Source organism: Cognatilysobacter tabacisoli, from assembly GCF_003586305.1.
GTDB classification, from domain to species: domain Bacteria; phylum Pseudomonadota; class Gammaproteobacteria; order Xanthomonadales; family Xanthomonadaceae; genus Cognatilysobacter_A; species Cognatilysobacter_A tabacisoli.
Map to the genome: position 1 here is coordinate 587,404 of NZ_KZ987400.1, position 26,791 is coordinate 614,194.

At 72.0% G+C, this 26,791-nt stretch carries 26 protein-coding genes and 1 pseudogene; 15 read left to right on the top strand and 12 right to left on the bottom strand.

The window, feature by feature from the left end; all coding sequences use genetic code 11:
* The first annotated feature begins 115 nt into the window (after positions 1–115).
* Positions 116–721, top strand: coding sequence for a hypothetical protein (locus D3A60_RS02510; protein ID WP_119717115.1), 606 nt, complete (start codon positions 116–118; stop codon positions 719–721).
* A gap of 116 nt (positions 722–837) precedes the next feature.
* Complete coding sequence (locus D3A60_RS02515) at positions 838–1,617, top strand: TSCPD domain-containing protein (RefSeq protein WP_119717116.1); 780 nt, start codon at positions 838–840, stop codon at positions 1,615–1,617.
* 94 nt (positions 1,618–1,711) lie between these two features.
* Here the strand turns inward: D3A60_RS02515 and D3A60_RS02520 are convergent, their stop codons facing one another.
* Positions 1,712–2,452 carry a DUF1828 domain-containing protein gene (locus D3A60_RS02520; RefSeq protein WP_119717117.1) on the bottom strand — a complete coding sequence of 247 codons (741 nt, stop codon included), beginning with the start codon at positions 2,450–2,452 and terminating at the stop codon, positions 1,712–1,714.
* A gap of 1,743 nt (positions 2,453–4,195) precedes the next feature.
* Here D3A60_RS02520 and D3A60_RS14440 point away from each other — a divergent pair.
* A complete protein-coding gene (locus D3A60_RS14440) occupies positions 4,196–5,338 on the top strand; it encodes a hypothetical protein (protein WP_157981380.1) in 1,143 nt (380 codons plus the stop codon).
* 25 nt (positions 5,339–5,363) lie between these two features.
* Here the strand turns inward: D3A60_RS14440 and D3A60_RS02530 are convergent, their stop codons facing one another.
* From D3A60_RS02530 to D3A60_RS02555, 6 genes and pseudogenes are all read right to left on the bottom strand, one after another.
* Entirely contained in the window at positions 5,364–6,422 is a 1,059-nt protein-coding gene (locus D3A60_RS02530) for a diguanylate cyclase domain-containing protein (RefSeq protein ID WP_119717118.1), read from the bottom strand.
* A 130-nt stretch (positions 6,423–6,552) separates the two neighbouring features.
* Entirely contained in the window at positions 6,553–6,900 is a 348-nt protein-coding gene (locus tag D3A60_RS02535) for a thioredoxin family protein (RefSeq protein ID WP_119717119.1), read from the bottom strand.
* A gap of 212 nt (positions 6,901–7,112) precedes the next feature.
* Complete coding sequence (locus D3A60_RS02540) at positions 7,113–7,502, bottom strand: hypothetical protein (RefSeq protein ID WP_119717120.1); 390 nt, start codon at positions 7,500–7,502, stop codon at positions 7,113–7,115.
* Positions 7,503–7,932: 430 nt separating this feature from the next.
* A pseudogene (locus D3A60_RS14665) lies at positions 7,933–8,424 on the bottom strand (pyridoxamine 5'-phosphate oxidase family protein); the annotation flags it as partial.
* Positions 8,425–8,578: 154 nt separating this feature from the next.
* The gene (locus tag D3A60_RS02550; RefSeq protein ID WP_196778617.1) at positions 8,579–9,055 is read right to left on the bottom strand and encodes a glycine zipper domain-containing protein; all 477 of its coding nucleotides are present in this window, start codon (positions 9,053–9,055) and stop codon (positions 8,579–8,581) included.
* Positions 9,056–9,431: 376 nt separating this feature from the next.
* Positions 9,432–9,959: a hypothetical protein gene (locus tag D3A60_RS02555; RefSeq protein WP_119717122.1), complete on the bottom strand. Its 528-nt coding sequence runs from the start codon at positions 9,957–9,959 to the stop codon at positions 9,432–9,434.
* Positions 9,960–10,104: 145 nt separating this feature from the next.
* Here D3A60_RS02555 and D3A60_RS02560 point away from each other — a divergent pair, with 145 nt between their 5' ends.
* From D3A60_RS02560 to rnk, 3 genes are all read left to right on the top strand, one after another.
* Positions 10,105–10,491, top strand: a complete 387-nt coding sequence (locus D3A60_RS02560) for a DUF488 domain-containing protein (protein WP_119717521.1) — start codon at positions 10,105–10,107, stop codon at positions 10,489–10,491.
* Between the two features lie 145 nt (positions 10,492–10,636).
* Positions 10,637–11,059 (top strand): YqaA family protein, encoded by a 423-nt coding sequence (locus D3A60_RS02565; protein ID WP_119717123.1) that lies wholly within the window; start codon positions 10,637–10,639, stop codon positions 11,057–11,059.
* Between the two features lie 113 nt (positions 11,060–11,172).
* A complete protein-coding gene (gene rnk / locus D3A60_RS02570; protein WP_119717124.1) occupies positions 11,173–11,598 on the top strand; it encodes a nucleoside diphosphate kinase regulator in 426 nt (141 codons plus the stop codon).
* 14 nt (positions 11,599–11,612) lie between these two features.
* Here rnk and D3A60_RS02575 read toward each other — a convergent pair whose 3' ends face one another.
* On the bottom strand, positions 11,613–12,245 hold the full coding sequence (locus D3A60_RS02575; RefSeq protein ID WP_119717125.1) for a hypothetical protein: 633 nt from the start codon (positions 12,243–12,245) through the stop codon (positions 11,613–11,615).
* A 143-nt stretch (positions 12,246–12,388) separates the two neighbouring features.
* Between D3A60_RS02575 and D3A60_RS02580 the strand changes: the two genes are divergently transcribed.
* The 4 genes from D3A60_RS02580 (at position 12,389) to D3A60_RS02600 (ending at position 17,353) form a co-directional block, all read left to right on the top strand.
* Positions 12,389–12,682 (top strand): hypothetical protein, encoded by a 294-nt coding sequence (locus D3A60_RS02580; RefSeq protein WP_119717126.1) that lies wholly within the window; start codon positions 12,389–12,391, stop codon positions 12,680–12,682.
* A 183-nt stretch (positions 12,683–12,865) separates the two neighbouring features.
* Positions 12,866–13,702 (top strand): hypothetical protein, encoded by an 837-nt coding sequence (locus tag D3A60_RS02585; protein ID WP_119717127.1) that lies wholly within the window; start codon positions 12,866–12,868, stop codon positions 13,700–13,702.
* Between the two features lie 364 nt (positions 13,703–14,066).
* Positions 14,067–15,341 carry a cation:proton antiporter domain-containing protein gene (locus tag D3A60_RS02595; protein WP_119717129.1) on the top strand — a complete coding sequence of 425 codons (1,275 nt, stop codon included), beginning with the start codon at positions 14,067–14,069 and terminating at the stop codon, positions 15,339–15,341.
* A gap of 53 nt (positions 15,342–15,394) precedes the next feature.
* Entirely contained in the window at positions 15,395–17,353 is a 1,959-nt protein-coding gene (locus tag D3A60_RS02600) for a hybrid sensor histidine kinase/response regulator (protein WP_196778618.1), read from the top strand.
* 53 nt (positions 17,354–17,406) lie between these two features.
* Here the strand turns inward: D3A60_RS02600 and D3A60_RS02605 are convergent, their stop codons facing one another.
* Positions 17,407–18,180, bottom strand: coding sequence for a glucose 1-dehydrogenase (locus D3A60_RS02605; RefSeq protein ID WP_119717131.1), 774 nt, complete (start codon positions 18,178–18,180; stop codon positions 17,407–17,409).
* A 121-nt stretch (positions 18,181–18,301) separates the two neighbouring features.
* On the opposite strand from D3A60_RS02605, the gene D3A60_RS02610 reads away from it, so the two are divergent.
* The 3 genes from D3A60_RS02610 (at position 18,302) to D3A60_RS02620 (ending at position 23,129) form a co-directional block, all read left to right on the top strand.
* Complete coding sequence (locus D3A60_RS02610) at positions 18,302–19,321, top strand: NAD(P)/FAD-dependent oxidoreductase (protein WP_119717132.1); 1,020 nt, start codon at positions 18,302–18,304, stop codon at positions 19,319–19,321.
* A gap of 120 nt (positions 19,322–19,441) precedes the next feature.
* The gene (locus D3A60_RS02615; RefSeq protein WP_157981381.1) at positions 19,442–22,156 is read left to right on the top strand and encodes an EAL domain-containing protein; all 2,715 of its coding nucleotides are present in this window, start codon (positions 19,442–19,444) and stop codon (positions 22,154–22,156) included.
* 76 nt (positions 22,157–22,232) lie between these two features.
* A complete protein-coding gene (locus D3A60_RS02620) occupies positions 22,233–23,129 on the top strand; it encodes an aldo/keto reductase (protein WP_119717134.1) in 897 nt (298 codons plus the stop codon).
* A 15-nt stretch (positions 23,130–23,144) separates the two neighbouring features.
* Here D3A60_RS02620 and D3A60_RS02625 read toward each other — a convergent pair whose 3' ends face one another.
* The gene (locus D3A60_RS02625; protein WP_119717135.1) at positions 23,145–23,726 is read right to left on the bottom strand and encodes a hypothetical protein; all 582 of its coding nucleotides are present in this window, start codon (positions 23,724–23,726) and stop codon (positions 23,145–23,147) included.
* A 131-nt stretch (positions 23,727–23,857) separates the two neighbouring features.
* The gene (locus D3A60_RS02630) at positions 23,858–24,397 is read right to left on the bottom strand and encodes a fasciclin domain-containing protein (protein ID WP_231120401.1); all 540 of its coding nucleotides are present in this window, start codon (positions 24,395–24,397) and stop codon (positions 23,858–23,860) included.
* 288 nt (positions 24,398–24,685) lie between these two features.
* Here D3A60_RS02630 and D3A60_RS02635 point away from each other — a divergent pair, with 288 nt between their 5' ends.
* Positions 24,686–25,096, top strand: coding sequence for a hypothetical protein (locus tag D3A60_RS02635; RefSeq protein WP_119717137.1), 411 nt, complete (start codon positions 24,686–24,688; stop codon positions 25,094–25,096).
* A gap of 7 nt (positions 25,097–25,103) precedes the next feature.
* On the opposite strand, the gene D3A60_RS02640 is transcribed toward D3A60_RS02635, so the two are convergent.
* Positions 25,104–25,415, bottom strand: coding sequence for a hypothetical protein (locus D3A60_RS02640; protein WP_119717138.1), 312 nt, complete (start codon positions 25,413–25,415; stop codon positions 25,104–25,106).
* A gap of 100 nt (positions 25,416–25,515) precedes the next feature.
* On the opposite strand from D3A60_RS02640, the gene D3A60_RS02645 reads away from it, so the two are divergent.
* Positions 25,516–26,754, top strand: a complete 1,239-nt coding sequence (locus D3A60_RS02645; RefSeq protein ID WP_119717139.1) for a cation:proton antiporter — start codon at positions 25,516–25,518, stop codon at positions 26,752–26,754.
* Positions 26,755–26,791: the final 37 nt, after the last annotated feature.

Below are 26,791 nucleotides of genomic sequence, written 5' to 3' on the forward strand. Positions count from 1 at the left end.
CCGCGCGATCGGCGTCGTTGACGGCATTGCGCGCGCTGCAGGTATAGCATCGCCCCGTGGAGCGCCATCCCGGTGTTCCCGCCCCGATTACACAAGCACATCCGACGAGGTCCACATGAGCAACGGTAATGGAGTGACGGCGACCCTGACGCAGGCCGCCGACAGCGTGAAAGAAACCGCCAGCAACATCGGCAGCGCGATCGCCCATGGCGCCGAAGGCGCGGTCAAGACGGTCAAGAAGACCGCGACCAAGGCCCGCAAGGCCGCGAAGAAGGCCGTCGGCACGGCGAAGAAGAAGCTCGCCAGCGCCAGCGCCGCCGCCAAGAAGGAAGCCGCTTCGCTGACGAAGAAGACCACCAAGAAGTCGACCAAGAAGACCGCGAAGAAGGCCACCAAGAAGGCCGCCAAGAAGTCGACCGCGCGCAAGCCGGCCGCCAAGAAGGCCGCGGCGAAGAAGGCGACGAAGAAGACGGCGAAGAAGGCCACGAAGAAAGCCGCCGCCAAGAAGACGGTGAAGAAGGCCGCCAAGAAGGTCGCGAAGAAGGCGACCGCCGCCAAGAAGGCAGTGAAGAAGGCCGCCAAGAAGGCGACCCGCAAGGCCCCGGCGAAGAAGGCCTCGGCCCGCAAGGCCCCGGCCAAGAAGGCGCCCGCCAAGAAGGCAATGAAGAAGACCGCCAAGCGTCCTGCAAAGAAGGCCGCGAAGAAGGCGTCGAAGCGGTAAGCAACACCCAAGCAACGAGCATACGTTGCCCCGATTGGTCCCCGCGCCCACGCGGCGCGGGGACCGCATTACCGGGGCGTAAGTGCACCACCCAGCACCCGCATCAGGACACGTCCATGGCCGTCAAGATCGAAAAGAAAATCAAGGGTTACGCCGTCCTCACCCCCGAGGACCGCGCCAAGGAAGCCGCCAAGGTCGAGACCGCCGCCGCGCCCGCCGCCGAGCCCAAGGCGACCGCCGACGTCATCCAGATGCACGAGCGCGTCGAGCGCCCGGAAGTGCTGATCGGCTCCACCTACAAGATCAAGACGCCGTTGGCCGAGCACGCCATGTACGTGACGATCAACGACATCGTGCTGAACCCCGGCACGGAGCACGAGCTGCGCCGCCCGTTCGAGGTGTTCATCAATTCCAAGAACATGGACCACTTCCAGTGGATCGTCGGCCTGACCCGGATCATGTCGGCCGTGTTCCGCAAGGGCGGCGACGTGACCTTCCTGGTCGACGAGATGAAGGCCGTGTTCGACCCGAAGGGCGGCTACTTCAAGGCCGGCGGCGTGTACATGCCGTCGCTGGTCGCCGAGATCGGCGCGGTGGTCGAGGACCACCTGAAGTCGATCGGCATGATCCACGACCCGGAGATGAGCCCCGCCCAGCGCGCGCTCATCGCCGAGAAGCGCGCCGCGTACGAGCAGCGCTCAAAAAAAAACTCTGACGTAGTCGCCGCGCCCGCCGACCAGGTCGGCGCGCAGGGCACCGAGGACGTCGCGGTCACCGGCGACGGCGCGTCGTTCCCGCCGTCGGCGTCGATGTGCCACAAGTGCAGCACCAAGGCTGTGGTGATCATGGATGGGTGTGCGACTTGCTTGAACTGTGGGTATAGCAAGTGCGGTTGATGAAACTTGCACTCTGAGAACAAAAAGGTCAGGTCAAAGATGACCTGACCTTTTTTCTGGTGGTGTTACGGGCGCAAGCCGCCCTGGGTGGATGTTAGGCGGCTAACGCCAGCGCACCACCGTCGTACACGACAACGTCGGCTGCGTCAGCGAAGTATCGGCCGGCCTTCTCAGTGTCCTTCGCAGACTCCAGGACCGCGATCAAACGTAGGCCCGGGCGCGCCGGCCGGATATCTCCAAACTTGCCGCCGGCCTCGTAAACCGACTTCCAACTGGTTTGGTTGTCATCCGCCGAGATGGTCTGGATCAGCGCCGGGCTTTGGCCGTCCAGATCGAGGCCGAAGGGGAACCGAAGCTGATGCCCGCTGATCCCCACAACTTCCGGGCGTCGGACAATCCGCTTGCCGAACTGGGCCTCAAGCAGCGTGCCGATGATTCGCTCGAACCGTTCGTTGTCCCTCGGGCGATGTTTCAAGCTCGCGTGTGCAATCGCGCTCGCTGCCTGCACATACCGCGCAACGGCAAAGGGGAGCTCGTCGGGGCTGCATGTTGCGCTAATTACCCCATCGTCGCCGAGTGTCAGGCCGAAGTCTTCCGCTAGCGCTCGGTAACGCGAAGCCCGATCGCGGGTCAATCTCGCACCAGCCACCGCGGCGTTGAACACGATGTCGCCGTCGTCCGTGACGCGAATCCGCCCAGCATCTGCCGCGACGATGTAAGCGCCGATCAGCGTGCCGTCGCCAGGGAACGTCCAGTTCGATTCCAAATACCCCGATCCCTCCGCCAGCTTCACGTAGCGGCCACAGAGCGCGGTAGCGATGGCGTCGTGGTTCATGGGAGTAGCCCGAGTTGGAGAGTTGGGAACTGGAAAGGTGGGGCGCCGGTTATTCCGGCCTTGGCAACAAAGTAATCCCAATAGCGTTCAAAGGGCACCGCGTCGAGCGGCTCGGCATACCCTTCGATTGAATCATCGCTGACCGTGTGGACATGCGGGAACCCAACTCGCTGGCAGAAGTGCGGCCTCCCCACTCCAACGCTATTAAAGTGCCCCCCCGGCCCGTTCTCGTCGACGGCGAATACGCGCGAATGGTTGAAGTAGAGCCCAAGGCTCAACTTGTCGGCGCATCCCGGGATACTGGCTGGCTTGAAGTAGCACTGGACGAAAAGGCTGGCTGGCTGCGACCCGTCAGGTAGGGACAGGCGTTCTCGAAAGGTGAACCCAGGCGGCTTGCCTCCAGCATCCACCCACGTCATCTCACTCGACGCGACCCACGCCTTCGGGAGGGCGATCGTACGTCTGATTTCGGCTACGACGGCCGGGTCGGGTATGCCCGAACGCTTACCTGCCACTGGGCCCGTCCTCTGCTCGCATCCAAGCTCTCCGATCCCCTCTTGCCCGAAGCCTAGCGTGGACTGTTGCCAATCGCCACGCGAGGAACATTCCCCTCAATCGCTAACCCGCAGGGGCAAGCCTGAGCCCTACACCTGCCGACGAATGGAAGGAATGGAGTCAGGTGCGGCTGCCCCAGCCGCGGCAGCCGTGCGGGCAAACTGCAAACCAGAAAGCTTTCACGCGCGTCGCGCGCGAGTCGCTTTTGTCCTGGCAAAAGTGACCAAAACCGCCCGCGCCGGACGCTCGTCGGGGCGGTGAAGCCGCCCCGATCCCCTGCGCTCCGCAGCGCATGGCGGCACGGCGCCCAAACTCGCTTCGCTCAGACATGGGCGCCTCTGCGGCCGCCACGCGCTGCGGTGCTCGGCGAGCTTTACGGCGCGCCCAAGATCAACTTCAACGTCACGGCAACGGCAACGGCAACGGCAACGGCGAAGGCGATGGGGATGGACGCGACCCGTAGGATGGGTCGAGCCGCAGGCGATACCCATCATCGGAAGCCGCAGGCGATACGCATCATCGGTAATGCGGCGCGCGATGACTCGCCCGCCCGGAACGCGAGGTGCTGGTTCCCGGGCCTCGACGGACCATGCTTCCACCTCGACAGCTCCAGACGTCGACCCGTAAGCGCGACGGCTGGACCCGGGCAGGTCGACGCTTCGACCTCGAGGCTTGGCGCTCCCACCCTGTGGGGTCGACGAGTCGACCCAAAGGGCTGAAGCTCCGACCTTGAGGGGTCGACGGTTGGACCTGCAGGCCCGGAGCGCCGACCCCCAAGGGTCAAACACTCGACCTTTTGGGGTCCACGGTCCGACCTCTTGGCTCGGAGGTTCGACCCCTGAGGGTTCGACGTCCGAGTCCCGGGGCTGACGTGCGAAGTGTCCTGGTTCGGCGAGGGAGGGGTTGCGGTCGTCAATCCCCGGAGATCAGACAGCTGGGCCCGGAAAGCAGTCATCGACGTCTAAAATTCACCCGGCGGTGCCTGGATTCCACTCACCGGTGCGTGGAAATCAGCGGGCGGCTAGTGCCGATCACGCACCGTCGCCTGTCCATTACACACCGGCGTCTGGAATCGAGCCGTCGTTGTCCGGGCATCGCTCGCCAGCATCCGAAACTCAGTCGGCCATGTCCGTAAATCACTGGGCCGACGGCCCCGCTTACACTCGAGCCGGATCGAAGGGGGCTGGCATGAAGTCAATTGGCACGGAGCTGTTCGCCGCGTCGCTCGGGGCGCGGGCGAATCCGAAGGTCGCGTACGAGCGACTGAGCGCGCGCGACCTTGAGCTGCGTGAGACATGGTTTCGCGATGCGATCTTCGACAATCCCGAAATCGTGATCGGGCCGTGCCGCGAAGCGGGGCGGGTCGACGATGCGGAAGTGTGGATGCCGTGGGGCATCGAGAAGAACTTCGGTGCCGGCCCCATCGACGTGCTGCTGGTGTCGTCGTACGGCCGCGTGGGTTTGGTCGAAACGAAGCTGTCCTACAACCCGCAGAAGCGCCGCGAGGTCGTGGCGCAGGTGCTCGACTACGCGCTCTCGCTGCAGGAGAAGGGGCGCAGCGCATTGCCCGACCTGCCGCAGTCCGACGACAGCCCGGACGAGGAGGATCTGGTCGACGCGGTGTCCAGCGGCAAGTTCCTGCTGCTGATCGCCGGCGACTCGCTCGATCCGCGCGCGCTTCGCCTGTCGGAGGCGCTGTTGGCCCGGCACCTCACCAACGAGTGGGACCTGGGGATGGTCGACATCAACCTGTTCCGCCATGCGGACCGCCCTGGCGAGGTCATCCTGGTGCCGGAGCTGCTGGGGCTGGTGCGCAGCGACGTGCGGCAGGTGGTGCGGGTGCAGGTGGAGGGGCAGGTGGCCGCCGCTCGCGTCACGGTCGAGCGCATCGCGCCGGACGTCTCGGTGCAGCGTGGTCGCAAGCTCGAATCCCCCGATGCGTACCTGCACCAAGTGGCCACCGTGGCGCCCGACACGCTGGAGACGTCGAGAACGCTGGCGGCGGCATTCGCTCTGCGGGCGACCTCGGCACCGTCGCGCATCCAGCTCGACCTCGAAACCCGCACGCTGAATCTGTACGCCCTGCTGCCCGGTGGAAGGCGGGCGCGGTTTCTCACGCTGTGGCCGCAGGGACGGGTCGTCGTGCTGTTCCGTTATCTCACCGCGAATGGCGTTCTGGTCGAACGGCTGAAGCAGGTCTGTCGCGAAACAACGGGCGCGACGCCGGGCGAGACAAGGTTTGAGCTGCAAATGGATGCCTTCAGCCCCGAGGTGCTGGTTGAGCTGACGAACGCACTGTGCGACGCAGTGGAAGCCCACGAGATCGCATAGGCACGCGGCACCTCCCAACCGTGCGTCAGCGCTCGGCATCCTCGTCCACCCGCCGCGCCCCCGGCCGGTGCGACACCGAATGTCCGGCGGGCAGGATGCGATGCGAATCGGGGCCGTGGATGGCGACGCAGTTGCGGCCGGTGTCCTTGGCGACGTAGCACATGCGGTCGGCGGCGGCGATGAGCTCGTCGACCGACAGGGCGCCGGTGTCGAAGTCGACCTGGCCGATGCTGGTGCCGATGCGGAACTGGCCGCCGTCCCACGCGAACGCGAACTCGATCACCGCCTTGCGGATCTTCTCGGCCACGGTGGTGGCGTGCGCGGACGTGCAGTTCTCCAGCAGCACGGCGAACTCGTCGCCGCCGAGCCGGGCGACGGTGTCGCGCTCGCGCAGCTGCCGACGCAGCAGCACGGCCAGCTGGCGCAGCAGTTCGTCGCCAGCGAGGTGCCCGCCGAGGTCGTTGACCGCCTTGAAGCGGTCCAGGTCGAGGTACAGCAGCGCGTTGCAGGTGCCGAACTGCGCGGCGTGGCCGATCGCGCGCTCGAGCTGCGACAGGAACGCGCGGCGGTTGTGCAGGCCGGTCAGCGGGTCGTGGTTGGCGTGGTAGGCCAGCTCGCGCGCGAGCCGCGTAGACGCGGTGACGTTGCGGAACGTCACCACCGCGCCGATGCGGCGGTGCCGGCGGTCGTGCACCGGCGCGACCGCGCCGTCGACGAGGATCGCGTGGCCGTCGCGGCGGCCCAGCGTGACGATGGCCTCGGGGTCGCTGCTGCTGAAGCCGTCAGCCACCACGTCGATCGCCCGGCCCTGGTGGTCGGTGAAGTTCAGCACCGACGCGAGCGGGCGGCCAAGGCACTCGCCTTCCTTCCAGCCGCTCAGGTGCGACGCCACCGGGTTGAGGCAGGTCAGCCGCCCGTCGTTGTCGACGATCGCGATGCCGTCGGCGATCGCGCACAGCGCGAGGTGGTTGCGTTCGGCGGTGAGCTCGCTGGCGCGCAGCCGCGCGCGCACGGCCGACAGCTCGGCCTGCAGGCGCGTGATCTCGTGCTGGGGCTCGGCGTCCGCGGAATCTGCGGGACGCACGCGCCGGCCGGGGCTCCTCATGGCGAAGAGCATCGCCGCGGCGACGCCAAGCGCGGGTGAGTGCCGGGCTCGCGCTGCGCGACGCGTCGTCGGAACTGTGCGCTGCGCGTGCAAGCCGGATGAAGCGGCGTCAGGGCGCGAGGGAGCCGGGCGCGTCGACGGCGGCGTCGAGCGCGGCCAGGTCGCGCGCCTCGCGCGGGCGCACGACGCGGGCGATCTCGACGCCGTCGCGCAGCAGCACCAGGCTCGGCCACAGCTTCACCCGGAACGCGCGGCCGAGCGGGCGGCCGCGGCCGTCCTCGATGCGCCGGTGCGCGAGCCCGTCGTGCGCGGCGACCCACGCGTCGACCGGCGCGCGCGCGGCCATGCAGTGCCCGCACCAGTCGGTGCCGAAGTCGAGCAGCACGAGGCCGGGCAGGGCGGCGACGTCGGCCGCGTCGGGCTCGTCAGCGCGGTACGAGGCGTCGCGGCGGGTCATGGCAATTCCGAAGTCGCAGGCCGGACAGGCACGGTGCGCCGCCGCGCGTCCATGGGGCGTCGATTCGGAGCGGGACGCGGGCATGCGCGGTGTCGTCGCCCGCGACGTCCGGTTCGAACGCCGTGAGCGCGGTGCGCGGCGTGCGCCATGGGAGCGACGTCAGCGACGGCCGCGACGGCTGCATCCGCTGCACGCCGTGCCGTGCGCGTGGATCACCGACCGTCGCGCGCGAGGCGGTCGCGGTTGCGCACCGCGGTGACCTGGGCCGGGCGCAGCGCGGCGTTGCCGACGCCGAGCCAGAGGCCGGCGCCGTCCATCCACGCGTTCATCCAGCCCGACGGCGTCCACGACGACGGTCGCGCCGCGAGCTGCATCAGCCGCATCGGCAGCATCGCCAGTTCGGCGCTGGCCGCGACCAGGCCGGCCTGCGCGGCCTCGAACTTCTCCGTGCCCATGCGCTGCGCCTCGGACTGGTGCCACGGCGACATCGCGGTGGCCGGGTTGGCGAACGCGCGCATGCGCGCGGCGACCACGCTGGCCGAGGCGCTGCCGGTGGTGTTCAACAGCGCGGCCGCGGTGCGGGCAGTGCGACGGGACGACATGGGGGAGCTCCGGAACGGGCGGTGGGAGCGCCACCGTGCGCGCCGGGGACTGAACCGAGTGTGCAGCCGCGGCGCGCGTCGAGGCGCGCGCCGGGCGGTATGTGGTGGTCGGCGGCGCGCATGCGCGCGCCGGGTGCAGCCGCTAGCGCGACGTGCGCTTGCCTGCGGCCTTCTTCGCGGTCTTGCGCGGCGCGCTCTTGCTGGTCGCGGCCTTGCCGGCGGATGCCTTCCGGGTCGGCGCCTTGCGGGAGGTCTGCTTCGCGGCCGGCGTCTTCGCCGCGGGCTTCTTGGCAGGCGTCTTCTTCGTTGCCGCCTTCTTTGCCGGCGAATTCTTCGCCGTCGCCTTCTTCGCCGCGGGCTTGCGCGGCGTCGGCGCGCGGCGCGTGCCCGGGCGGTCGGTGCCCGGCGGCTTGACGCTGCGGCCGGTGGCGACGTCGACGATGCGGTTCTCGGCCATCACGTCGTCGTTGCCGGTGAAGCGCGCGACCAGGAACGTGGCGGCTTTTCCGAGCCAGCTGCCCGGGCCGTCCCAGTACTCGATCGTGCGCACCTGCACTTCGATCAGGGTCAGGTTCGGATCGTCCTTGCCCTTCGGGAAGAACGCCTTCATCGCGTCGTTCCAGAACGAATCGATCAGCGCCTGGTCGCGGCGCACGCGCGCGTCGCCGGCGGCGGAGATGTAGGTGTTGGCGTCCTTCGACGAGTACGCCACGTTGACCTTGGGGTTGCGCTTGATCTCGGCGACCTTCGGGCTGTCGGCCTCGGTCATGAACCAGATGCGCTCGCCGTCGAACTCGGCGGTCTGCGTCGACAGCGGCCGGCTGACGAGGTACCCGCCCTTGCCGACCGTGGCCAGCATGGCGATGTCGATCTTCTTCATCAGCCTGGCGAGCGTTTCGATTTCCTGGTTGCGCGTGGCCATTGACGGTCTCCGGTGGGCGAGCGAACCGGGCCAGTGTCCACGCTGCGCGTCCTTGTCGCGTGATCGCGACGCGCGCGCGCGACGCGAGCAAAAGGCACAAAAAAAGGGCCCCGCGAACGGGGCCCTTCGATGCGTTGCGGTGTCGCGCTTGCGATCAGCGGCCGTCGCGGTCGGCATCGCCCGGAACGGCGCGCTCGACGCGGTGCCAGGCGGCGCGCGTGGCGTCCTTGGCGTCTTCCCACGCCAGGCGCGAGGTGCCCTTGGTGCGCTCGTAGTCGCTGCGCAGGTCGGACTCGACCTCGTCGAAGTTGCGGTCGGCGTACTTCGAACGGTTCTCGTAGCCGGTGCGGTAGGCCGGCGCGTAGTCGTCGTAGCTGTAGTTCGGCTTGACGTACGCTTCCTTCGAGTACTGCTCCTGCCAGTAGGCATTCTCGGCGGTCGGGTTGACCGCTTCGCCGGCGGCCTTGCCGCCGAGCCCGCCGACGACCGCGCCGACGGCGCCGCCGACCACCGTGCCGACCGGACCGGCGACCGAACCGACCGCTGCACCGGCGACCGCGCCGGCCGTCGCGCCCAGGCCGGTACCGACCGGATGCGCGCCCGGCGTGCCGGTGATCGGATCGCGGTTCATGTCATTGGATTCTTTGTTGCCCATGGTGGTGTCCTCGGGGGAGCGGCGCGTGTGCGCCGGGAACGATCAATCTGCGCGCGTGCCGGTCGTCGCCGCGTGTATGCCTACGCGGTTGCCGCGTTCAGCGTCGACGCATCGGCGCGCGAAGCGTGAACGGTTCACGGTGCGTCGCGCGGCGATCGGCAGGTCGCGTGCGGGTCGATCGACCACGCCTCGGCATCGTGACGCGCATGCGCGGCGCGGAGTGCGCGACGCGTGATGCGTGGTCGCTCGCACGAACCGCGTCGAGCCAACAGTCGCGCCAACAGGTGCGATCCCTGCGCACCGCTCGCGCGCGACGGCGTGCGCGCTGCGCGGCGCCGACTGCCCGTGCCGACTACTTGCCTTTGCGCTTGCGCGCCTTCTGCGCCTTCGCGCGCTGGGCGGCGGCCTTCTCCGCGGCCTGCTGCGCGCGCACGCGGGTGATCTCGGCCGGCAGCTCGCGCTGGAACAGTGCCAGCAGCTGCGCGACCGCGTCGTGGTCGATCGGCTTGCCGGCCGGCGTGGTCGCGGTGACGCGCGTCGTCAGGCGCCCGGGCGAGTCGGCCGCCGGCACCGCCTTGGTCAGCACCATGAACTGCGCGCCGCCGTAGCGCAGCGCGTACAGGTCGAGCATCTGCGCGCGGCCCTCGTAGTGCACGCCGGGCGTGCGCACCGCGATCTGGCCGATCGCGTTCCACGTGTCGAGCTTGTCGGCCTCGATCGCGAACTCGCCGCGCGTCACCGTCGGCGGCGCGGGGGCCTCGGCGACCGCGGGCGCCGGCTCGGCCGGTTCCGGCGCGGTGCGGCAGCCGGCCACGACGAAGGCGAACAGCAGCAGCGGCAGCAGCAGGCGCGACGGCGGGGCGGGGCGGTGGCTGGGCATCGGGTGTCTCCGTTCGTTGCGCCGTTGTGCCACCGCGGCGGTGAACGCAGGCCCAAACGCGCGCGTCGCCGCGCTTCGACGCGCGCGTGCGCTGAAGCGCCGTAGCATCGTGGCGTCGCCGTGCGATCCCCCTGTGGAGCCCGCCATGTCCGTCCGAATTGTCCGCCTCGGCACGCCGCGCCTGCCCGGCGAGGGCCTGCGGCTGGGCACCGTGCGCAGGCCGCCGCGCGGCGTGCCGAAGGCGCGTTTCGCCCGCGACGACTGGTTCGACCTGTGGTTCCCGAACCTGGCGCCGTCGGCCGAGGCGATGACGCTCGGGCGCGCCGCGTCGACGCCGGCGCAGTGGAACGCGTTCGCGCGTCGCTACCGGCGCGAGATGGCCGAGCCGGCCGCCGCGCACGACATCCGGCTGCTGGCCGCGCTGTCGCACACCGCGGACTTCTCGGTCGGCTGCTACTGCGACGACGAGGCGCGCTGCCACCGCTCGCTGCTGCGGCAGCTGCTGGCCGATGCCGGCGCGCGGCTGGCGTGAGCCGCGTTCGCGCGCGGGCACGACGCCCGCGCTGCGACGCGGCGCGCGTAAGCTCGGCCGCCCAACGTCCACTCGCATGCCGCAGCGCCGATGACGCACGCCAATCTCGCATCGCCGACGGCGCACCGCGCATGACGCACCGCCCATGATCTATGTCGGCCTGTTCGCCACCGCGCTGCTCGCGGCCACGCTGATGCCCGCGCAGTCCGAGGCGCTGCTGGTCGCGCTGCTGCTGGCCGACCACCCGGCGTGGCTGCTGGTGCCGGTCGCGACCGCCGGCAACGTGCTCGGCTCGACCGTCAACTGGTGGCTCGGCCGCGGGATCGAACGCTTCCGCGCCCGGCGCTGGTTCCCGGTCGGGCCGGCCGCGCTGGCGCGCGCGCAGCGCTGGTACGCGCGCGTCGGCAAGTGGTCGCTGCTGCTGAGCTGGGTGCCGGTGGTCGGCGACCCGCTGACGCTGGTGGCCGGCGTCATGCGCGAGCCGCTGGCGCCGTTCCTGCTGCTGGTGACGCTGGCCAAGCTCGGCCGCTACGTCGCGCTGGCGCTGGTCGCGCTGCAGTTCGCCTGAGCGCTGCGCGCCGGTTTGACCTTTCCGCGGCGCGGGGCCAGCATGCCGCCATCATCGACCGCCCCAGGGCAACGCGCACCGGCGCCTTGCCCTTTCTGCTTTCTGGAGACCGCATGTCCACTCCGTCGCCGCTCGATCCACCGCCGATCATCGTGTCCACGCACGACGCCCGTCGCCTGGAGGCGCTGCTGGCCGCGCCCGGCGCGGCCGACGCCGACGTCGTGGAGGCGCTCGAGGCCGAGCTGGCACGCGCCGAACTGCGCGAGCCGGACGCGATCGGGCCGGACGTGGTGACGATGAACTCGCAGCTGCGCTGCATCGACGAGACCAGCGGGGCGATGCACGAGCTGCGGCTGGTGTACCCGCGCGACGCCGGCGCCGCGCCGGGCAACGTGTCGGTGCTGGCGCCGGTCGGCGCCGCGCTGCTCGGACTGTCGGTGGGCCAGTCGATCGACTGGCCGCTGCCGGGCGGGCGCACCACGCGCCTGCGCGTCGACCGCGTGCTCGACCAGCCCGAGGCGCACGGCCGCGCCGACTGAGCGCGCGTCGTCGGCTACTCGGCGAGCGCGGCGCGCAGCTCCGGTGCCAGCACGATCGTCGCGGTGAACGCGTCGGCGTTGGCGTTGATCGCTTCGCACAGCGCGACGTCGTCGAGCCCGCCGGCCTGCGCGGCGAGGTCGCGCATGTTGTCGGCCATCAGGCGCTCCATCGCCGTCCGGCCGGTCGCCAGCACCAGCGCCTCGTCGACGCCGTGCGGGCGCCCCAGCGCGACCGCGCGGCGGTGGTCGTCGCCGTACGCGCGCGCGAACGCGGCGGCGAACGGGGCCAGGTCGACGCCGTGTCGGGCGCAGTAGTCGACCCGCACCACCGAATTGACCAGGTAGAACCCCTGCACGCTGGCGGACAGCTTGATCGCGCGCTGGCGCGGGTCGGTGCTGGCGCCGAGCGACTCGATCGCCGCTTCGTCGGCGGCCCGCTTGAGCGCGTCGGACATCGGCTCGTCCGGCCGGCGGATCCGCGCCGCGCGGTCGGTGAGCTGGCGGGCCTTCGCTTCGGCCAAGCCCTGCCCGAGCGCGATCTGTTCGGGCGTCGACGCGCGCGGTGCGTCGTCGGCGTGCGCCGTCATAGCGGGCACCGCAAAGGCGAGCGCGACGAGCGCGGCAAGCGTGGCATTCGTGCGTGGCATGCGTCCTCCCCGACGCGTTGAGAGCCCGCAGTCTAGCTACCGGCGGCGCGCCGCGGGGTCGGGTGCCGGGTTGAGCGCCGCGCGCGGCGGCGGGTACCGTGTCGCCCGGGCCAACGTCGGCCCGCCAGGGGAAGGGGAAACACATGCACGCAATCCGGATCACGGCCGCGCTCACGGTGCTGTTGGCATCGGCCTGCTCGGGCGGCACCGCCGGCTCGGACTCGCGCGACGTCACCGCGCAGGAGTGCCGCAGCTACTACGAATACACCTACCGGCTCGACGGGATGGACGCGAAGGCCGTGCTCGGCGAGGAGCAGCTGGCGAAGGATTCGGCGACCTGCGCCGACACCGGCATGGTCACGCGCCGGCACTACGACTGCGCGATGGCGGCCAAGTCGGTCGCGGCGCTGCAGGCCTGCGGCGCGCCGAACACCTGATCGAAGACCGGCCGGTCGCCGCGACGCGGCCGACACCGCGGGCCGGCGCCGCGCCGGCCTGCCGGTGGTCGCGGGCGACGCGCCCAGGCCGGTCCCGGAGCCACGCCGCGTGCACCGGGTGGCTTGAGAATGCCGCGGCACTCGGGAACACTGCGCGCTCCTCAAGGATGGAGTGACCGCAGGATGCGACACGTACTGATCGCGCTGGCCATTGCCGGCGCCGCCCCGTTCGCCCACGCCGGCGAATGCGAAGACAACTTCCGCAAGACCGGCAATCCGTTCACCGGCGCCGACTTCGCCAGCCGGGTGACCGTGCCGCAGCTGTCGGTCAGGCAGGCGCTCGGCCAGCTGCGCGGGATCATGATCGCCGAGAAGATGGACGTGATCACCGAGGACCCCGACGGCGGCTCCATGCTGGTTGAGCAGCGCTCCACCGCGATGACCCGCGCGGTACCGATCCTGATCAACGTCAGCGACGACGCCGGCGCGGCGGCGATCGAGATGACGGTCAAGACCGAAAAGGGCCAGTTCGCCCGCCAGGAGTCGATGCGCAGCGAGGTGTGCCGCCTGCTGGGCCAGGTGCAGGGCGGGAAGGCCGGCATCGCCGCGGCCGCGCAGGGCGCCAAGGCCCGCAACAGCGCCGACGTGACCGCCAAGGACGTGTACGTGTTCTCGCGCGAGATCGCGCGCGAAGCCAAGGGCAACGCACTGGCGGTCACTGCCCGGCACAGGGGCCGCCAGTACGCGCTCAAGGGCGAGGTCGACTACGTGCAGGAGGACGGCAGCGACTACAACGTGTCGTTCCGCGTGCCCGACCAGCGCGACGTCGCGATCCGCGTGCCCGGCGACGACGCGCCGAGGGTCGGCGTGGCCTGCCTGTTCCGCCCGAACCAGCTGGCCAACGTGCTGACGTTCCGCAAGGGCGACAAGGCCAACTTCACCGGCACGTTCCTGCGCTACGACGACGGCCAGCGCACGTTCTGGCTGGAGAACTGCCGGCAGACCGTGGCCCGGAAGTAAGCACGCCGCGCCACCGGGCCGGGTTGCCCGACGCCGGCGTGCAGCGGCGGGGCGGCCTCCTTCCAAGCGGCGATGCGCGCGGCTACCGCATCGGCGGGGCCGGCGCTTCGAGCAGGCGCTGCAATGCCATCAGCTGCGGGTCGCCCGGCGCCAGGGCCAGGGCGCGCGTGGCCAGCCGGGCGCGCGGCGGGTCGTCGGGTCGATGCGATCGTCGCGTGCGCTCATGCACCGTCGGCGCCTCTCCGAGGCCAGCGCAGCCCCGGTGCGCCGACGCCAGCGCCAGCCGGCGCGGCGCCATGCCGCGCCCTTCGCGCGCGCTCGGGCACGCTGCGCCGGCTGTGTCCCGACCCGCCGCAGGAGCGCCATGGATTCGTACCGCCTCGTGCTGCTGGTGGCCGGCGTCGCGCTGCTCGGCGCGGCGTGGCTGCCGCGCCTGCTGAAAGACCACGCGCTGAGTTTCCCGACGCTGTACGTCGGGCTCGGCGCGCTGCTGTACCTGCCGAACCTGCCGCTGCCGAGTCCGGACCCGATGCAGCACGGCGTGATCGTCGAGCGGCTGACCGAGCTGACCGTGCTGGTCGCGCTGCTCGGCGCCGGCATCCGCATCGACACGCGCTTCAGCTGGCGCGGCTGGCACGTCACGTGGCGGCTGCTCGGCGTGGCGATGCCGCTGACGATCGTCGGCGCGGCGCTGCTCGGCCACCACGTGCTCGGCTACGGGCTGGCCGCGGCGGCGCTGCTCGGCGCGGTGCTGGCGCCGACCGACCCGGTGCTGGCGTCGGACGTGCAGGTCGGCGCGCCGCACGAGGGCGACGAGGACCCGGTGCGCTTCGGCCTGACTTCGGAGGCCGGGCTCAACGACGCGCTCGCGTTCCCGTTCGTGTGGCTGGCGATCGCGCTGGCCGCGGTCGCCGCCGGCGACGGGACGATGGACTGGACGCGCTGGTGGACGCTCGACGTCGGCTGGCGGCTCGGCGGCGGGCTGCTGATCGGCTGGGGCCTGGGCAAGCTGCTGGTGCACCTGCTGTTCCGCGTGCTGCGCGAGGACTCGGTCAGCCGCAGCAGCGACGGCATGAGCGCGCTGGCGATCATCCTGATCGTCTACGGCGTGGCCGAGCTGTGCCACGTGTACGGCTTCCTCGCGGTGTTCGTCGCCGCGGTGGTGATCCGCCAGTCCGAGCGCGAGCACCAGTACCACGTCGCGCTGAACCTGTTCGCCGAGCAGTGCGAGCGGCTGCTGATGGCGCTGCTGCTGATCGGCTTCGGCGGCGCGCTGGCGATCGGCATCCTCGGCACGGTCACGTGGCGCGAGTGGGCGGTGGCGCTGGGCGTCGTGCTGGTGGTGCGCCCGTTGGGCGGCTGGCTGAGCCTGGTCGGCAGCGGCCTGCCGCGGCGCGAGCGCGCGGCGATCGCGATCTTCGGCGTGCGCGGCATCGGCTCGTTCTACTACCTGGCGTTCGCGTTCAACCACGGCGCGTTCGAACGCGAGGAGTCGCTGTGGGCGGTGGTGTCGCTGGTGGTGCTGCTGTCGGTGCTGTTGCACGGCCTGTCGGCCAAGCCGGCGATGCGCTGGCTCGACCGCTGGCGCAGCCGCCGGCGCGCCGCTGGGCGCGGCCGGGCCGCCGCGCCGCGGCGCTGACGGGAACGCTGCACGCGCTTTGCTATAACGCGCGCTCGAAACGTCCCTCCCCCGTGCTGCGAGCCCGTGCGATGCCGATGCGCCAAGCCTTCGACCCCGTCGAAGACCGAGTTGCCAGCCTGCGCGCGCTGGCCCACCTGGTCGAGGATGCGCCCGGCTTCATCGCGCACGTGCGCGGCGCCACCCACGTCTACGAACTGGCCAACCGCGCCTACGCCGACCTGGTCGGCCGCGCCGGGCTGCTCGGCCAGCCGGCGCGCGAGGCGCTGCCGGACGCCGCCGGCGGCCGCTTCTTCGACCTGCTCGACGAGTGCTACCAGTCCGGCCGCGCGATCGCGGGGCGGCGCATGGAGGTGCAGTTCGCGCGCGGCGACGGCCGCCGCGACCGCTACGTCGATTTCCTGTTCAGCCCGACCTTCGACCGGCCCGAGCAGCCCAGCGGCGTGTTCATCCAGGGCATCGACGTCACCGGCCAGGTCCACACCGAGCGCCGGCTGCAGGAAAGCGAGGCGCGCTTCCGCACGATCGCCGACGCGATGCCGCAGATGGTGTGGTCGACGCTGCCCGACGGCAGCCACGACTACTACAACCACCAGTGGTACGCGTTCACCGGGGTGCCGGAGGGCTCGACCGACGGCGACGGCTGGAATGGCGTCTTCCACCCCGACGACCAGCCGCGCGCGTGGCAGGTGTGGCGCGCGAGCCTGGCGACCGGCGCGCCGTACGAGATCGAGTACCGGCTGCGCCACCGCTCGGGCGAGTACCGCTGGGTGCTCGGCCGCGCGCTGCCGGTGCGCAACGACGCCGGCGCGATCATCCGCTGGATGGGCACGTGCACCGACGTGCACGAGCAAAAGCTCGCCCAGCGCGCGCTGCTGCAGTCCGAGGCGCAGCTGCGCGATGCCGACGTGCGCAAGGACGAGTTCCTGGCGATGCTCGCGCACGAGCTGCGCAACCCGCTGGCGCCGCTCGACGCCGCCGCGCACCTGATGCGCAGCGCGTCGCGCGACCCGGCGCTGGTCGAGGAATGCGCCGACATCATCGGGCGGCAGGTGCGGCACATGGTCAAGCTGGTCGACGACCTGCTCGACGTGTCGCGCGTGACCCGCGGCGTGGTGCGGCTGACGATGGAGCCGGTCGACCTGGGGCAGGTGGTCGCCGCGGCGGTCGAGCAGAACCGCCCGCACGTCGACGGCAAGCACCAGCAGGTCGTCGTCGACGGCGCCGACGCACCGGCCTGGGTGCTCGGCGACGAGACGCGGCTGCTGCAGGTGGTGTCGAACCTGCTGTCGAACGCGTCGAAGTTCACCGGCGACGGCGGCCGCATCGGCGTACGCGTGGCGCGCGCCGGCGAGCGCATCGAACTCGACGTCACCGACACCGGCATCGGCATCGACGCGCCGCTGCTGCCGCACGTGTTCGACCTGTTCGTGCAGGGCGACGCCTCGGCGGCGCGGTCGCGCGGCGGGCTCGGCATCGGCCTGGCGCTGGCCAAGGGCATCGTCGAGCTGCACGGCGGGCGGATCGCCGCGCGCAGCGACGGCGCGATGCGCGGCGCGACGTTCACCATCTCATTGCCCGCGCACGCTCCCGGCGCGGGCGCGACGGCGGCGCCCGCGGCGGACCGCGCGCCGGCGCGGGCGCTCAGCGTGCTGCTGGTCGACGACAACGTCGACGCGGCGCGGACGATGGCGGCGGTGCTGCGGCTGACCGGGCACCGGGTCAGCACCGCGCATGCCGCCGGCGACGCGCTGGCGCTGTGCCAGGCCAACGCGTACGACGTGTGCGTGCTCGACATCGGGTTGCCCGACCTGACCGGCCACGAGCTGGCGCAGCGCATCGCCGCCGGCCACGCGCACGCATCGCCGCGGCCGCGGCTGGTCGCGCTGACCGGCTACGGCCAGCCGCACGACGTGGCGATGAGCCAGGCCGCCGGGTTCGACCGCCATCTGGTCAAGCCGGTCGCGCCCGACGCGCTGCTGCGCGTGCTCGACGACGTTACGAGCGACTGACCGGCACTCCCTCGCGCGCCGCGCCCTCGACGCAATCGCCGACCGCCGGCGCCTCAGCTGAGGTAGCCGCCGTCGACGACGACGCTGGCGCCGGTCACGTACGACGCCGCCGGCGTGCACAGGAACGCGATCATCCGCGCGATCTCGTCCGGCTGCGCGGCGCGGCCGAGCGGGATCTGCCGGCGCATGGTCTTCATCAGCGCCTCGTCGTTGAGCAGCGGCGCGGCGAAGTGGGTGTCGGTCAGCCCCGGCAGCACCGCGTTGACGCGGATGCCGGCCGGGCCGAGCTCGCGCGCGAACGCCTCGGTCATCGAGATGATCGCCGCCTTGCTCAGCGAGTACGCGCCCTGGCCGGGCGCGGCGCGGCGGCCGTTGACCGAGGCGACGTTGACGATCGCGCCGCCGCCGCGCGCCTGCATGCGCCGCGCCGCCTGCGCGGTGGCGACGAAGTAGCCGCGGATGTTGACGTCGATGGTCTTCTGGAACGCGTCGAGCGGCTGGTCGAGCAGCGGGCCGTAGTACGGGTTGGTCGCGGCGTTGTTGACCAGCACGTCCGGCACCAGCCCGCGGTCGTCGAGCGTGGCGAACAGCTGCTCGATCGCGGCGACGTCGCCGATGTGCGCGGCAACCGCGGTCGCCTGCCCGCCGGCGGCGCGGATCGACGCGGCGACCGCTTCGCACGCGTCGAGCTTGCGGCTGGAGATCACCACGTGCGCGCCGTGCCCGGCGAGCAGGCGCGCGGCCGATTCGCCGATGCCGCGCGAGGCGCCGGTGACGAGGGCGACGCGGCCGGCGAGGGCGTCGGCGGCGGGGGTGGTCGGCGTCATGCGGCGCTCCTGCGGGGACTGCCGGCAGGGTAATCGACGCGGGCGTGCGTTCACGCCGCCTCGGTGGCGGCCGGTGCACCGTCGGGGTCCGCCGCGGCGCCGCCGCGCGCCGAGCTCCGCGATGCCGACCCCCACGCCCGTGCCGACCGACACCGAACGCCGCGAACCGGCGCCCGCCGACCGCGCGCCCACCGACCGCGCGCCGCCCGACACCGTGCCCGCCGACGCGGTGCTGCCCGATCCCGCGCCGCGCGACGACGAGCGCTTCGACGTGATCGTGATCGGCGGCGGCCCGGCCGGCCTGACCGCGGCGACCTACCTGGCGCGCTTCCACCGGCGCTGCGTCGTGCTCGACGCCGGCGACAGCCGCGCGCGCTGGATCCCGGAGAGCCACAACTGCCCCGGCTTCCCGTCCGGGGTCGCCGGCACCGCGCTGCTGGACCGGATGCGCGCGCAGGCGGCGCAGTTCGGCGCGCGGCTCGCCAACGCCACGGTGACGTCGATCGAGCCCGACGGCGACGGTTTCCTCGTCGGCAGCGACGACGCGCAGTGGCGCGCCGGCAAGGTCATGCTCGCGTGCGGCACCGCCGACGTGCTGCCCGACGTGCCGTGGATCGAGGACGCCGTGCAGTGCGGCGCGGTGCGGATCTGCGCGGTGTGCGACGCGTTCGAGGCCACCGACGGCCGGCTGGGAGTGTACGGCCCGGCCGACAGCGTGATCGGCCACGCGCGCTTCCTGCGCAGCTACTCGCGCGACGTCAGCGTGCTGCCGATCGGTGCGCTGGCGGCGGCCGACCGCGACGCCGCGACCGAGGCCGGCATCGCCTGCCTCGCGCCCGACGGCACGCTCGCGTTCGACGGCCGCCGCTGCCGCTACGAGGTCGGCGGCGAGGCGTTCGAGTTCGACACGGTCTACCCGTACCTCGGCTTCCGCACCTGCAAGGACCTGATCCGCGCCGCGGGGGTGCGCTGCGACGACGCCGGCGAGATCGTCGTCGACCGCCACCAGATGACCTCGGTGCCCGGCCTGTACGCGATCGGCGACATGGTCAGCGGCCTCAACCAGATCGCCGCCGCGGTGGGCCACGCGGCCGTCGCCGCGACCCACGCCCACAACACGCTGCCCCCTGCGCCGCGCTGACCCCGGGGGCGGCGCCACGCCGGGCGTCCATCCAAGCCGCCAACGTCGCGCCCGGCCCCGGCGCCATGCGCCGCGCGTACACTCGGCCCAACGCGGTGGGGCATCGGGGAGTCCGTGCGCATGAGTTCACCGGGCGGAGCGGGGCCGACGAGGGACGAGGCGGAGCGGCTCGACTGGCTGCGCCGGTCCGATGTCCTCGACAGCGACGAAGAGCGCGAATTCGACGACATCGTCGCGCTGGCCGCGCGCCTGTGCGAGGTGCCGATCTCGACGATCACCCTGGTCGACGAAGGCCGCCAGTGGTTCAAGGCCTCGGTCGGCCTTGACGTGCGCGAGACGCCGCGCGCGATCGCGTTCTGCGCGCACGCGATCCAGGGCAGCGCGCCGCTGATGGTCCCGGACGCGCTGCTCGACGCGCGGTTCGTGGACAACCCGCTGGTCACCGGCGATCCGCACCTGCGCTTCTACGCCGGTTTCCCGCTGTCGCCCGGCGGCGGCGCGACGGTCGGCACGCTGACGGTGATGGACCGCGTGCCGCGGCGGCTCGACGCCGAGCAGGTGTCGACGATGACCGCGCTGGCGTACCAGGCCGCCGCGCTGCTGGAGCTGCGCCTGCGCCTGCGCCGGATCCGCGATGGCGAGGCGACCCTGATCCTGGCGCAGCTGCAGCTCGAGGCGCAGGTCGAGGACCGCTCGCGCCAGCTTGAGCGCACGAATGCGCGGCTGGTCGAAGCCGAGCGCCTGTACCGCTCGCTGTGGGAAACGACCACCGACGCGGTGCTGATCCTCGACGAGGGCAGCCACATCCGCTACGCCAATCCCGGCGCCGAGGCGATGTTCGGCCACGCCGTCGGCGACCTGGTCGGCCAGCCGCTGGCGCTGATCCAGCCCGAGCGCCTGCGCGCCGCCCACGTCGCCGCGATGCAGGCGTACCTGCGGACCGGCGAGCGGCGGGTCAGCTGGCGCGGGGTCGAGACCGTCGGCCTGCACGCCACCGGTGCGGAGGTGCCGCTGGAGATCTCGTTCTCGCAGATCGAGATCCACGGCCGGCTGCAGTTCGTCGGCTTCATCCGCGACATCAGCGAGCGCAAGCGCGCGCTGGCCGCGCTGCTTGACGAACGCGAGCGCGCGCAGAGCACGCTGCGCTCGATCGGCGACGGCGTGATCACGACCGACGTCGATGGACGGATCGTGTCGTTGAACCCGATGGCCGAGCGCCTGATCGGATGGACGCAGGCCGAAGCCGCGTCGCGCCCGGCGCACGTGGTGCTGGAGCTGCTCGACGAGCAGGGCGCGCGCCGGCTGCCGCCGCTGGAGCAGTGGGCGGCCGAGCGCGGCGACGGTCCGCTGCCGTTCCCGCCCGGAACGCTGCTGCAGCCGCGTCACGGCCCGCCGGTGTCGGTCGAGGGCTCGCTCGCGCGCCTGACCGGGGCCGATGCGCGCCCGATCGGCTGGGTCGTCGCGCTGCGCGACGTCTCGCAGGCGCGCCGGCTCGCCGCGCAGGTGGAGTTCCAGGCCACGCACGACGAGCTGACCGGGCTGGTCAACCGCAGCGAATTCGACCGTCGCCTGCGCGCGGTGCTCGACGACGGCCGCGCGCGCGCGGCCGGCAGCTCGCTGCTGTACCTGGACCTGGACCAGTTCAAGATCGTCAACGACACCTGCGGCCACATCGCCGGCGACGAGCTGCTCAAGCAGCTGGCCGGCCTGCTCGCGCTGCAGCTCGACAGCGGCGACACGCTCGCGCGGCTCGGCGGCGACGAGTTCGGCGTGCTGATGCGCGAGCGCAGCGCGGACGACGCCCTGCGCGTCGCCCGCTCGCTGCTCGAGGCGGTGGGCCTGTTCGTGTTCACGTGGCAGGACCAGCGCTTCGCGACGGGCATCAGCATCGGCCACGTGCATTTCAGCGGCGACGGCTTGACCGCGACCGACATTCTCAGCCGCGCCGACGAGGCCTGCTACGTCGCCAAGGACCTCGGCCGCAACCGCATCCACAGCTACCAGCCCGGCGACGAGCTGCAGGCGCGCCGGCACGGCGAGATGCGCTGGGTCGGCCTGATCCGCGAGGCGCTGGAGCAGGACCGCTTCGTGCTGCACGGGCAGCCGATTGTCCGCGTCGCCGCCGCGGCGGAGCCGCCGCAGCACGTCGAGGTGCTGCTGCGGATGCGCGCGCACGACGGCAGCCTGATTCCGCCGATGGACTTCCTGCCGGCCGCCGAACGCTACGACCTGATGCCGCGGATCGACCGCTGGGTCGTGCGCGCGGCGATCGCCGCAGCGGCTGAGGCGGTCGCCGACGATGCGGCGCGGCCGGCGCCGCTGGTGGCGATCAACCTCAGCGGCGCGACGCTGTGCGACGCCGGCTTCGCCCCGTTCGTGCGCGCCGAGCTGGCGCGGGCCGGCGTGCCGGCCTCGCGCGTGTGCTTCGAGATCACCGAGACCGCGGCGATCGCCAACCTGACCAGCGCGGTGCGGCTGATCAACGAGCTCAAGGCGCTCGGCTGCCGGTTCTCGCTCGACGACTTCGGCAGCGGCCTGTCGTCGTTCGCGTACCTCAAGCACCTGCCGGTCGACCTGCTGAAGATCGACGGCGTGTTCGTGCGCACGATGGCGAGCGATCCGGTCGACCGCGCGATGGTGGCGTCGATCAACGAGATCGGCCACGTGATGGGGCTGGAGACCATCGCCGAGTTCGTCGAGAACGACGCGATCCTGGCCGAGCTGCGCGCGATCGGCGTGGACTATGCGCAGGGCTACGCGCTCGGCGCGCCGCAGCCGCTGGCCGAGGTGCTGGCCGGCGCACCGGCGCGTATCGCGGTGCCCGCGGCGCGCTGACCGGGAGGGTGCGCGCGCCGTGTCCGCGCGCGCCGCTAACATGCCGGCGCGTTGCCCTGCGCCCGAGGAGCCTGCGATGAAAGCCACCCTTCGCGACGACAACCCCGCCGGCCTGTCGCCGGTGCTCGCCGGCTGCTGGCGGATGGGCGAGTGGGACCTGGACGTGGCCGCGCGCGTGCGCTGGATCGAGGACGCGCTCGCGCTGGGCATCACCAGCTTCGACCACGCGGACATCTACGGCGACTACCGCGTCGAGGCGCTGTTCGGCGAGGCGCTGGCGGCCCAACCGTCGCTGCGCGCGCGCCTGCAGATCGTGTCCAAGTGCGGCATCCGGCTGGTGTCGGCGCAGCGTCCCGCGCACCGGATCAAGAGCTACGACACCTCGCCGGCGCACGTGGTCGCGTCGGTCGAGCAGTCGCTGCGCGCGCTGCGCACCGACCACCTCGACGTGCTGCTGATCCACCGGCCCGACGCGCTGATGGACCCGCACGCGCTGGCCGAGGCGTTCGTGTCGCTGCGCGCGGCCGGCAAGGTGCGCCACTTCGGCGTGTCGAACCATGCGCCGTCGCAGTTCGCGCTGCTGCACCAGTGCCACCCGCTGGTCACGAACCAGCTGGAGCTCTCGCCGCTGCAGCTGGGCGCGCTCGAGGACGGCACGCTCGACCAGGCGATCGCGCTGGGGCTGCGGCCGATGGCGTGGTCGCCGCTCGGCGGCGGCCGGCTGTTCGACGGCGTCGACGCGCAGTCGCTGCGCGTGCGCACCGCGCTGGCGGCGCTGGCCGCGCACCACGGCGCGTCGCTGGCGGCGGTGGCCTACGCGTGGACGCTGCGGCACCCGTCGCGGCCGCGGCCGATCACCGGGAGCGGCCGCATCGACGGGCTGCGCGACGCGGTCGCCGGGCTCGGCATCGCGCTGTCTTCCGAGGAGTGGTACGCGGTGTGGCAGGCCAGCCGCGGCCACGAGGTGTCGTAGCGGCGGGTTGCGTCGCTACTGCGCGATCGGCGGCGGTGCGGCAGGCGGCGGAGCGTTAGACGGCGGAGCGTTAGCCGGTGCGATCGCGTCGACGAGGCGGTCGCCGAGCCGGCGCGCGGCGATCGCCCAGGCCGTGCTCGCGCCGGCCAGCGTCGAGAACACCCCGACCAGCAGCGCGATGTCGGAGGCCGGCGACTTGCCGGCCTCGGCCGGCCACAGCGCCAGCGTCCACCCGCCGGCGGCGATCGCGAACGACGCGGCGGCGAACTTCCACAGCGCGATGCGCGGCCACTGGCCGAACAGCGCGCGGCACAGCGCGTCGGCCGCGTATACGCCGACCGTCAGCGCGCCCCAGGCGCGCATCAGCGAGTCGATGCCGCCGCGGCCGTCGGCATCGACGCCGCCGAGCCACACGAACGCACGCGTCAACGCGCGGGTCACGGTCTCGGTCGTGCTGCCGTCGCCGGCGGCGTGGCCCCAGGTCGCGAGCGCCAGCGTCATCCAGCCGCCATGGAAGACCACGGCGGCCGTGGCCTGCGTGGCGGCGACGTAGCGGATGAGCTGCGCGAGGAGCGCGCGTTGCCAGTGGACGTCCATGCGGTTTCCCCCCGCGCGGGGCGCGCGGCGGACGCATGGTCGCACGCCGCCGCGGCGGCGACGGCCGCACGCGCCGCGCAAAAAAAAGGAGCGGCCGAAGCCGCTCCCGGAGGTGTCGCGCCGCGCCGCGCTTACGGCAGCAGCACCTTGTCGATCACGTGGACGACGCCGTTGCTCTGCTTGACGTCGGCGGTCGTGACGTTGGCGACGTTGCCCTTGGCATCGGTCAGCGTGACCGTGCCGCCGGCGGCCTTGGCGGTCAGCACCGCGCCCTGCACCGTCGTCAGCTTGGCTTCGCCGCCGCCGTCGGTGATCTGCTGCGTCAGGGTGGCCGCGTCGATGTTGCCCGGCACCACGTGGTAGGTCAGCACGCCGGTCAGGTCGGCCTTGGCCTCGGGCTTCAGCAGGCCCTCGACCGTACCGGCCGGCAGCGCCTTGAACGCGTCGTCGGTCGGCGCGAACACGGTGAACGGACCGGCGCCCTGCAGCGTCTCGACCAGCCCGGCGGCCTGTACGGCGGCGACCAGCGTGCTCAGGTTCGGCGCGGCCGACGCGTTGGCGACGATGTCCTTGCTGGCGTCCATCGCGACGCCGCCGACCATCGGGTTGGTGGCGGCCGGTGCGGCCTCCGCCGGCGGTGCGGTTTCGGCGGGGGCGGCGGCATCGGGCATCGCGGCGGTGTCGGCGGGGGCGTCGGCCTGGTTGCCGCCGCAGGCGGCGAGGGCGAACGTCGAAGCGAGGGCGAGGGTCAGCAGCTTGTACGTCATGGGGGTCTCCTGGAAAGTTGAGCAGTGCTGGAGCGCGGGCCACGCAAGCGGCCGGCTTCAACTGCCGGGGGACATACGCCGGGCCCGCCGGGGCAGATGCATCACCGGTTCTTAACGTCCGCGCCGCAGCGGGGCGTCGTCGCGTCGCCCACGCGCGATCGGCGACAATGCGCGCAGACCCCGGGATCGCCCATGTCGAAACAGTCCAAGGCCAAGCGCGACGCGCGCAAGAAGAAGGAACCCGCGCGGCCGATCCGGCGCCTCGGCAGCACGCTGCGGCCGCATGCGCGGCTGGTCGACGCCGCCGGTGAGGTGTTCGGCGGTGCCGGGTTCCGCGACGGCGAGTGGCTGATGGTGCTGGCCGGGCAGGTCGTCGCGCGCACCGAGAGCGCGGCGATGATGATTGCGATGCTGCGCCACGCGGCGACGGTGCTCGAAGCGCCGGGCCGCACGATCGCGCTGAACTGCTCGCCGACGCTCGAGGGCGCCGCCGCGAGCGAGGCTCTTGGCGAAGGCCGCACGCTCGACGAGTACCTGGCGTTCCTCGAGGCCGAGCGCGCCGAGCGGGCCACCCGCGCGCAGGCTCCCGCCGCGCTGCACTGAGCCGCGCTCAGCCGGCGTCGGGATCGGGGTCGTACTTGCGGCGCAGGCCGGCCGGCGGTGCGATCCCGATCGGGAACTGGGTCGTCACCCGCGCGCCGCTGACCATGCCCCAGCGGATCCCGATGCGCCGCAGCCGCGCGCGCACGATCGGCTGCAGCGCCGGCGGCGTGATCGCCAGCACGGCGTCGTGGCGTTCGGCCCAGCCGCATGCCAGCTCGAACATGCCGCCCGCGTTGGCCTGCAGCTGCGGCATGCCGCGCTCCAGCGCCTCCAGCGCGGCGTCGATCTCGGGCGGGATGTGCAGCGTGTCGGTGGTCACGTTTCCGATCCTACGCCGCGCCGGCCGCGGCGGTTTTCACGCGGTCGCGACGCGCCCGGCCCTCGGGCAGACTGCGCCATCGCCCGCGCCCTGAATCCGCATGCCGCACGCCGTCACGACCACCGAGCTGTTCCTGATCGCGATGGCGATCATCTTCTCCGTGCCGTACCTGGTCTGGCGGCTGGGCCGCACCGAGTACGTGGCCCCGCTGGTGGTGGTGCAGATCATCGCCGGCATCGTGCTCGGGCCCGGCGTGCTCGGGAAGGCGTTTCCCGACTACTACGCGTTCGTGTTCACCGCCGACGTCGTCGCCGCGCTCAACGGCGTGGCGTGGTGGGCGGTGATGCTGTTCGTGATGATCGCCGGCATCGAGCTGGACGTGCGCAAGGCGTGGACCAGCCGCCGCGAGAGCGCGGTCACCGCGGGGCTCGCGCTCGGCATGCCGCTGCTGTTCGGCAGCGCGGCCGCATGGGGGCTGCTGGCGTTCCCGGGCTGGATCGGCGAGCGCGCGCAGTCGTGGCAGTTCGTCGTCGCCGTCGGCATGGCGTGCGCGGTGACGGCGCTGCCGATCCTGATCCTGCTGATGGAAAAGCTTGGCCTGCTGCGCGACCCGATCGGCCAGCGCATCCTGCGCTACGCCAGCCTCGACGACATCGCGATCTGGGGCGTGCTGGCGGTGGTGCTGATGGACTGGGAGCGGATCGGCCGGCAGGTCGCGTTCCTCGTCGCGTTCGCGCTGGCCTGCGTGCTGTTCCGCCGGCTGATGCGCCGGCTGGCCGAACGCGACCGCTGGTACGTCGCGCTGATCTGGCTGGCCGCGTGCGCGTTCGGCGCCGACTGGGCCGGGCTGCACTTCATGGTTGGTGCGTTCCTGGCCGGCGTGGTGATGGACGCGGAGTGGTTCGACCAGCACGGCATGGACACGCTGCGCCACCACGTGCTGCTGGTGCTGATGCCGGTGTTCTTCCTCAGCACCGGGCTCAAGACCGCGTGGACGCTCGGCGGCGCGGCGGTGTTCCTCGCCGCCGCGGCGCTGCTGCTGGCGTCGGTCGGCGGCAAGCTCGCCGGCGTGCACCTGGCCGGACGGTTCCTGAAGTGGCCGCGCGGCGAGGCCTCGCTGATCGGCTGGCTGCTGCAGACCAAGGCGCTGATCGAGATCATTTTCGCCAATATCCTGCTCGACAAGCAGATCATCACCAGCGGCATGTTCACCGCGCTGCTGCTGATGGCGGTCGCGAGCACGATGCTGACGGTGCCGCGGGTGGCGCCGATGCTGCGGCGGCGCGACGTCGCGCTCGTAGCCGCCCGCGACGCGCAGACCGGATCGCGGCCGCGCTGATCGCGGCCCCGCCGGGCGGCAGGTCGCAGCGCCCTGA

What these genes read in the sequence shown, in the direction of transcription:
- D3A60_RS02620 (WP_119717134.1), top strand. Translation starts at nt 22,233, where the DNA reads ATGAAAGCCACCCTTCGCGACGACAACCCCGCCGGCCTGTCGCCGGTG.
- D3A60_RS02615 (WP_157981381.1), top strand. Translation starts at nt 19,442, where the DNA reads ATGAGTTCACCGGGCGGAGCGGGGCCGACGAGGGACGAGGCGGAGCGG.
- D3A60_RS02585 (WP_119717127.1), top strand. Translation starts at nt 12,866, where the DNA reads ATGCGACACGTACTGATCGCGCTGGCCATTGCCGGCGCCGCCCCGTTC.
- D3A60_RS02575 (WP_119717125.1), bottom strand. Translation starts at nt 12,245, where the DNA reads ATGCCACGCACGAATGCCACGCTTGCCGCGCTCGTCGCGCTCGCCTTT.
- D3A60_RS02580 (WP_119717126.1), top strand. Translation starts at nt 12,389, where the DNA reads ATGCACGCAATCCGGATCACGGCCGCGCTCACGGTGCTGTTGGCATCG.
- D3A60_RS02540 (WP_119717120.1), bottom strand. Translation starts at nt 7,502, where the DNA reads ATGTCGTCCCGTCGCACTGCCCGCACCGCGGCCGCGCTGTTGAACACC.
- D3A60_RS02605 (WP_119717131.1), bottom strand. Translation starts at nt 18,180, where the DNA reads ATGACGCCGACCACCCCCGCCGCCGACGCCCTCGCCGGCCGCGTCGCC.
- D3A60_RS02510 (WP_119717115.1), top strand. Translation starts at nt 116, where the DNA reads ATGAGCAACGGTAATGGAGTGACGGCGACCCTGACGCAGGCCGCCGAC.
- D3A60_RS14440 (WP_157981380.1), top strand. Translation starts at nt 4,196, where the DNA reads ATGAAGTCAATTGGCACGGAGCTGTTCGCCGCGTCGCTCGGGGCGCGG.
- D3A60_RS02535 (WP_119717119.1), bottom strand. Translation starts at nt 6,900, where the DNA reads ATGACCCGCCGCGACGCCTCGTACCGCGCTGACGAGCCCGACGCGGCC.
- D3A60_RS02520 (WP_119717117.1), bottom strand. Translation starts at nt 2,452, where the DNA reads ATGAACCACGACGCCATCGCTACCGCGCTCTGTGGCCGCTACGTGAAG.
- D3A60_RS02595 (WP_119717129.1), top strand. Translation starts at nt 14,067, where the DNA reads ATGGATTCGTACCGCCTCGTGCTGCTGGTGGCCGGCGTCGCGCTGCTC.
- D3A60_RS02630 (WP_231120401.1), bottom strand. Translation starts at nt 24,397, where the DNA reads ATGCCCGATGCCGCCGCCCCCGCCGAAACCGCACCGCCGGCGGAGGCC.
- D3A60_RS02635 (WP_119717137.1), top strand. Translation starts at nt 24,686, where the DNA reads ATGTCGAAACAGTCCAAGGCCAAGCGCGACGCGCGCAAGAAGAAGGAA.
- D3A60_RS02515 (WP_119717116.1), top strand. Translation starts at nt 838, where the DNA reads ATGGCCGTCAAGATCGAAAAGAAAATCAAGGGTTACGCCGTCCTCACC.
- rnk (WP_119717124.1), top strand. Translation starts at nt 11,173, where the DNA reads ATGTCCACTCCGTCGCCGCTCGATCCACCGCCGATCATCGTGTCCACG.
- D3A60_RS02560 (WP_119717521.1), top strand. Translation starts at nt 10,105, where the DNA reads ATGTCCGTCCGAATTGTCCGCCTCGGCACGCCGCGCCTGCCCGGCGAG.
- D3A60_RS02610 (WP_119717132.1), top strand. Translation starts at nt 18,302, where the DNA reads ATGCCGACCCCCACGCCCGTGCCGACCGACACCGAACGCCGCGAACCG.
- D3A60_RS02555 (WP_119717122.1), bottom strand. Translation starts at nt 9,959, where the DNA reads ATGCCCAGCCACCGCCCCGCCCCGCCGTCGCGCCTGCTGCTGCCGCTG.
- D3A60_RS02565 (WP_119717123.1), top strand. Translation starts at nt 10,637, where the DNA reads ATGATCTATGTCGGCCTGTTCGCCACCGCGCTGCTCGCGGCCACGCTG.
- D3A60_RS02550 (WP_196778617.1), bottom strand. Translation starts at nt 9,055, where the DNA reads ATGAACCGCGATCCGATCACCGGCACGCCGGGCGCGCATCCGGTCGGT.
- D3A60_RS02625 (WP_119717135.1), bottom strand. Translation starts at nt 23,726, where the DNA reads ATGGACGTCCACTGGCAACGCGCGCTCCTCGCGCAGCTCATCCGCTAC.
- D3A60_RS02645 (WP_119717139.1), top strand. Translation starts at nt 25,516, where the DNA reads ATGCCGCACGCCGTCACGACCACCGAGCTGTTCCTGATCGCGATGGCG.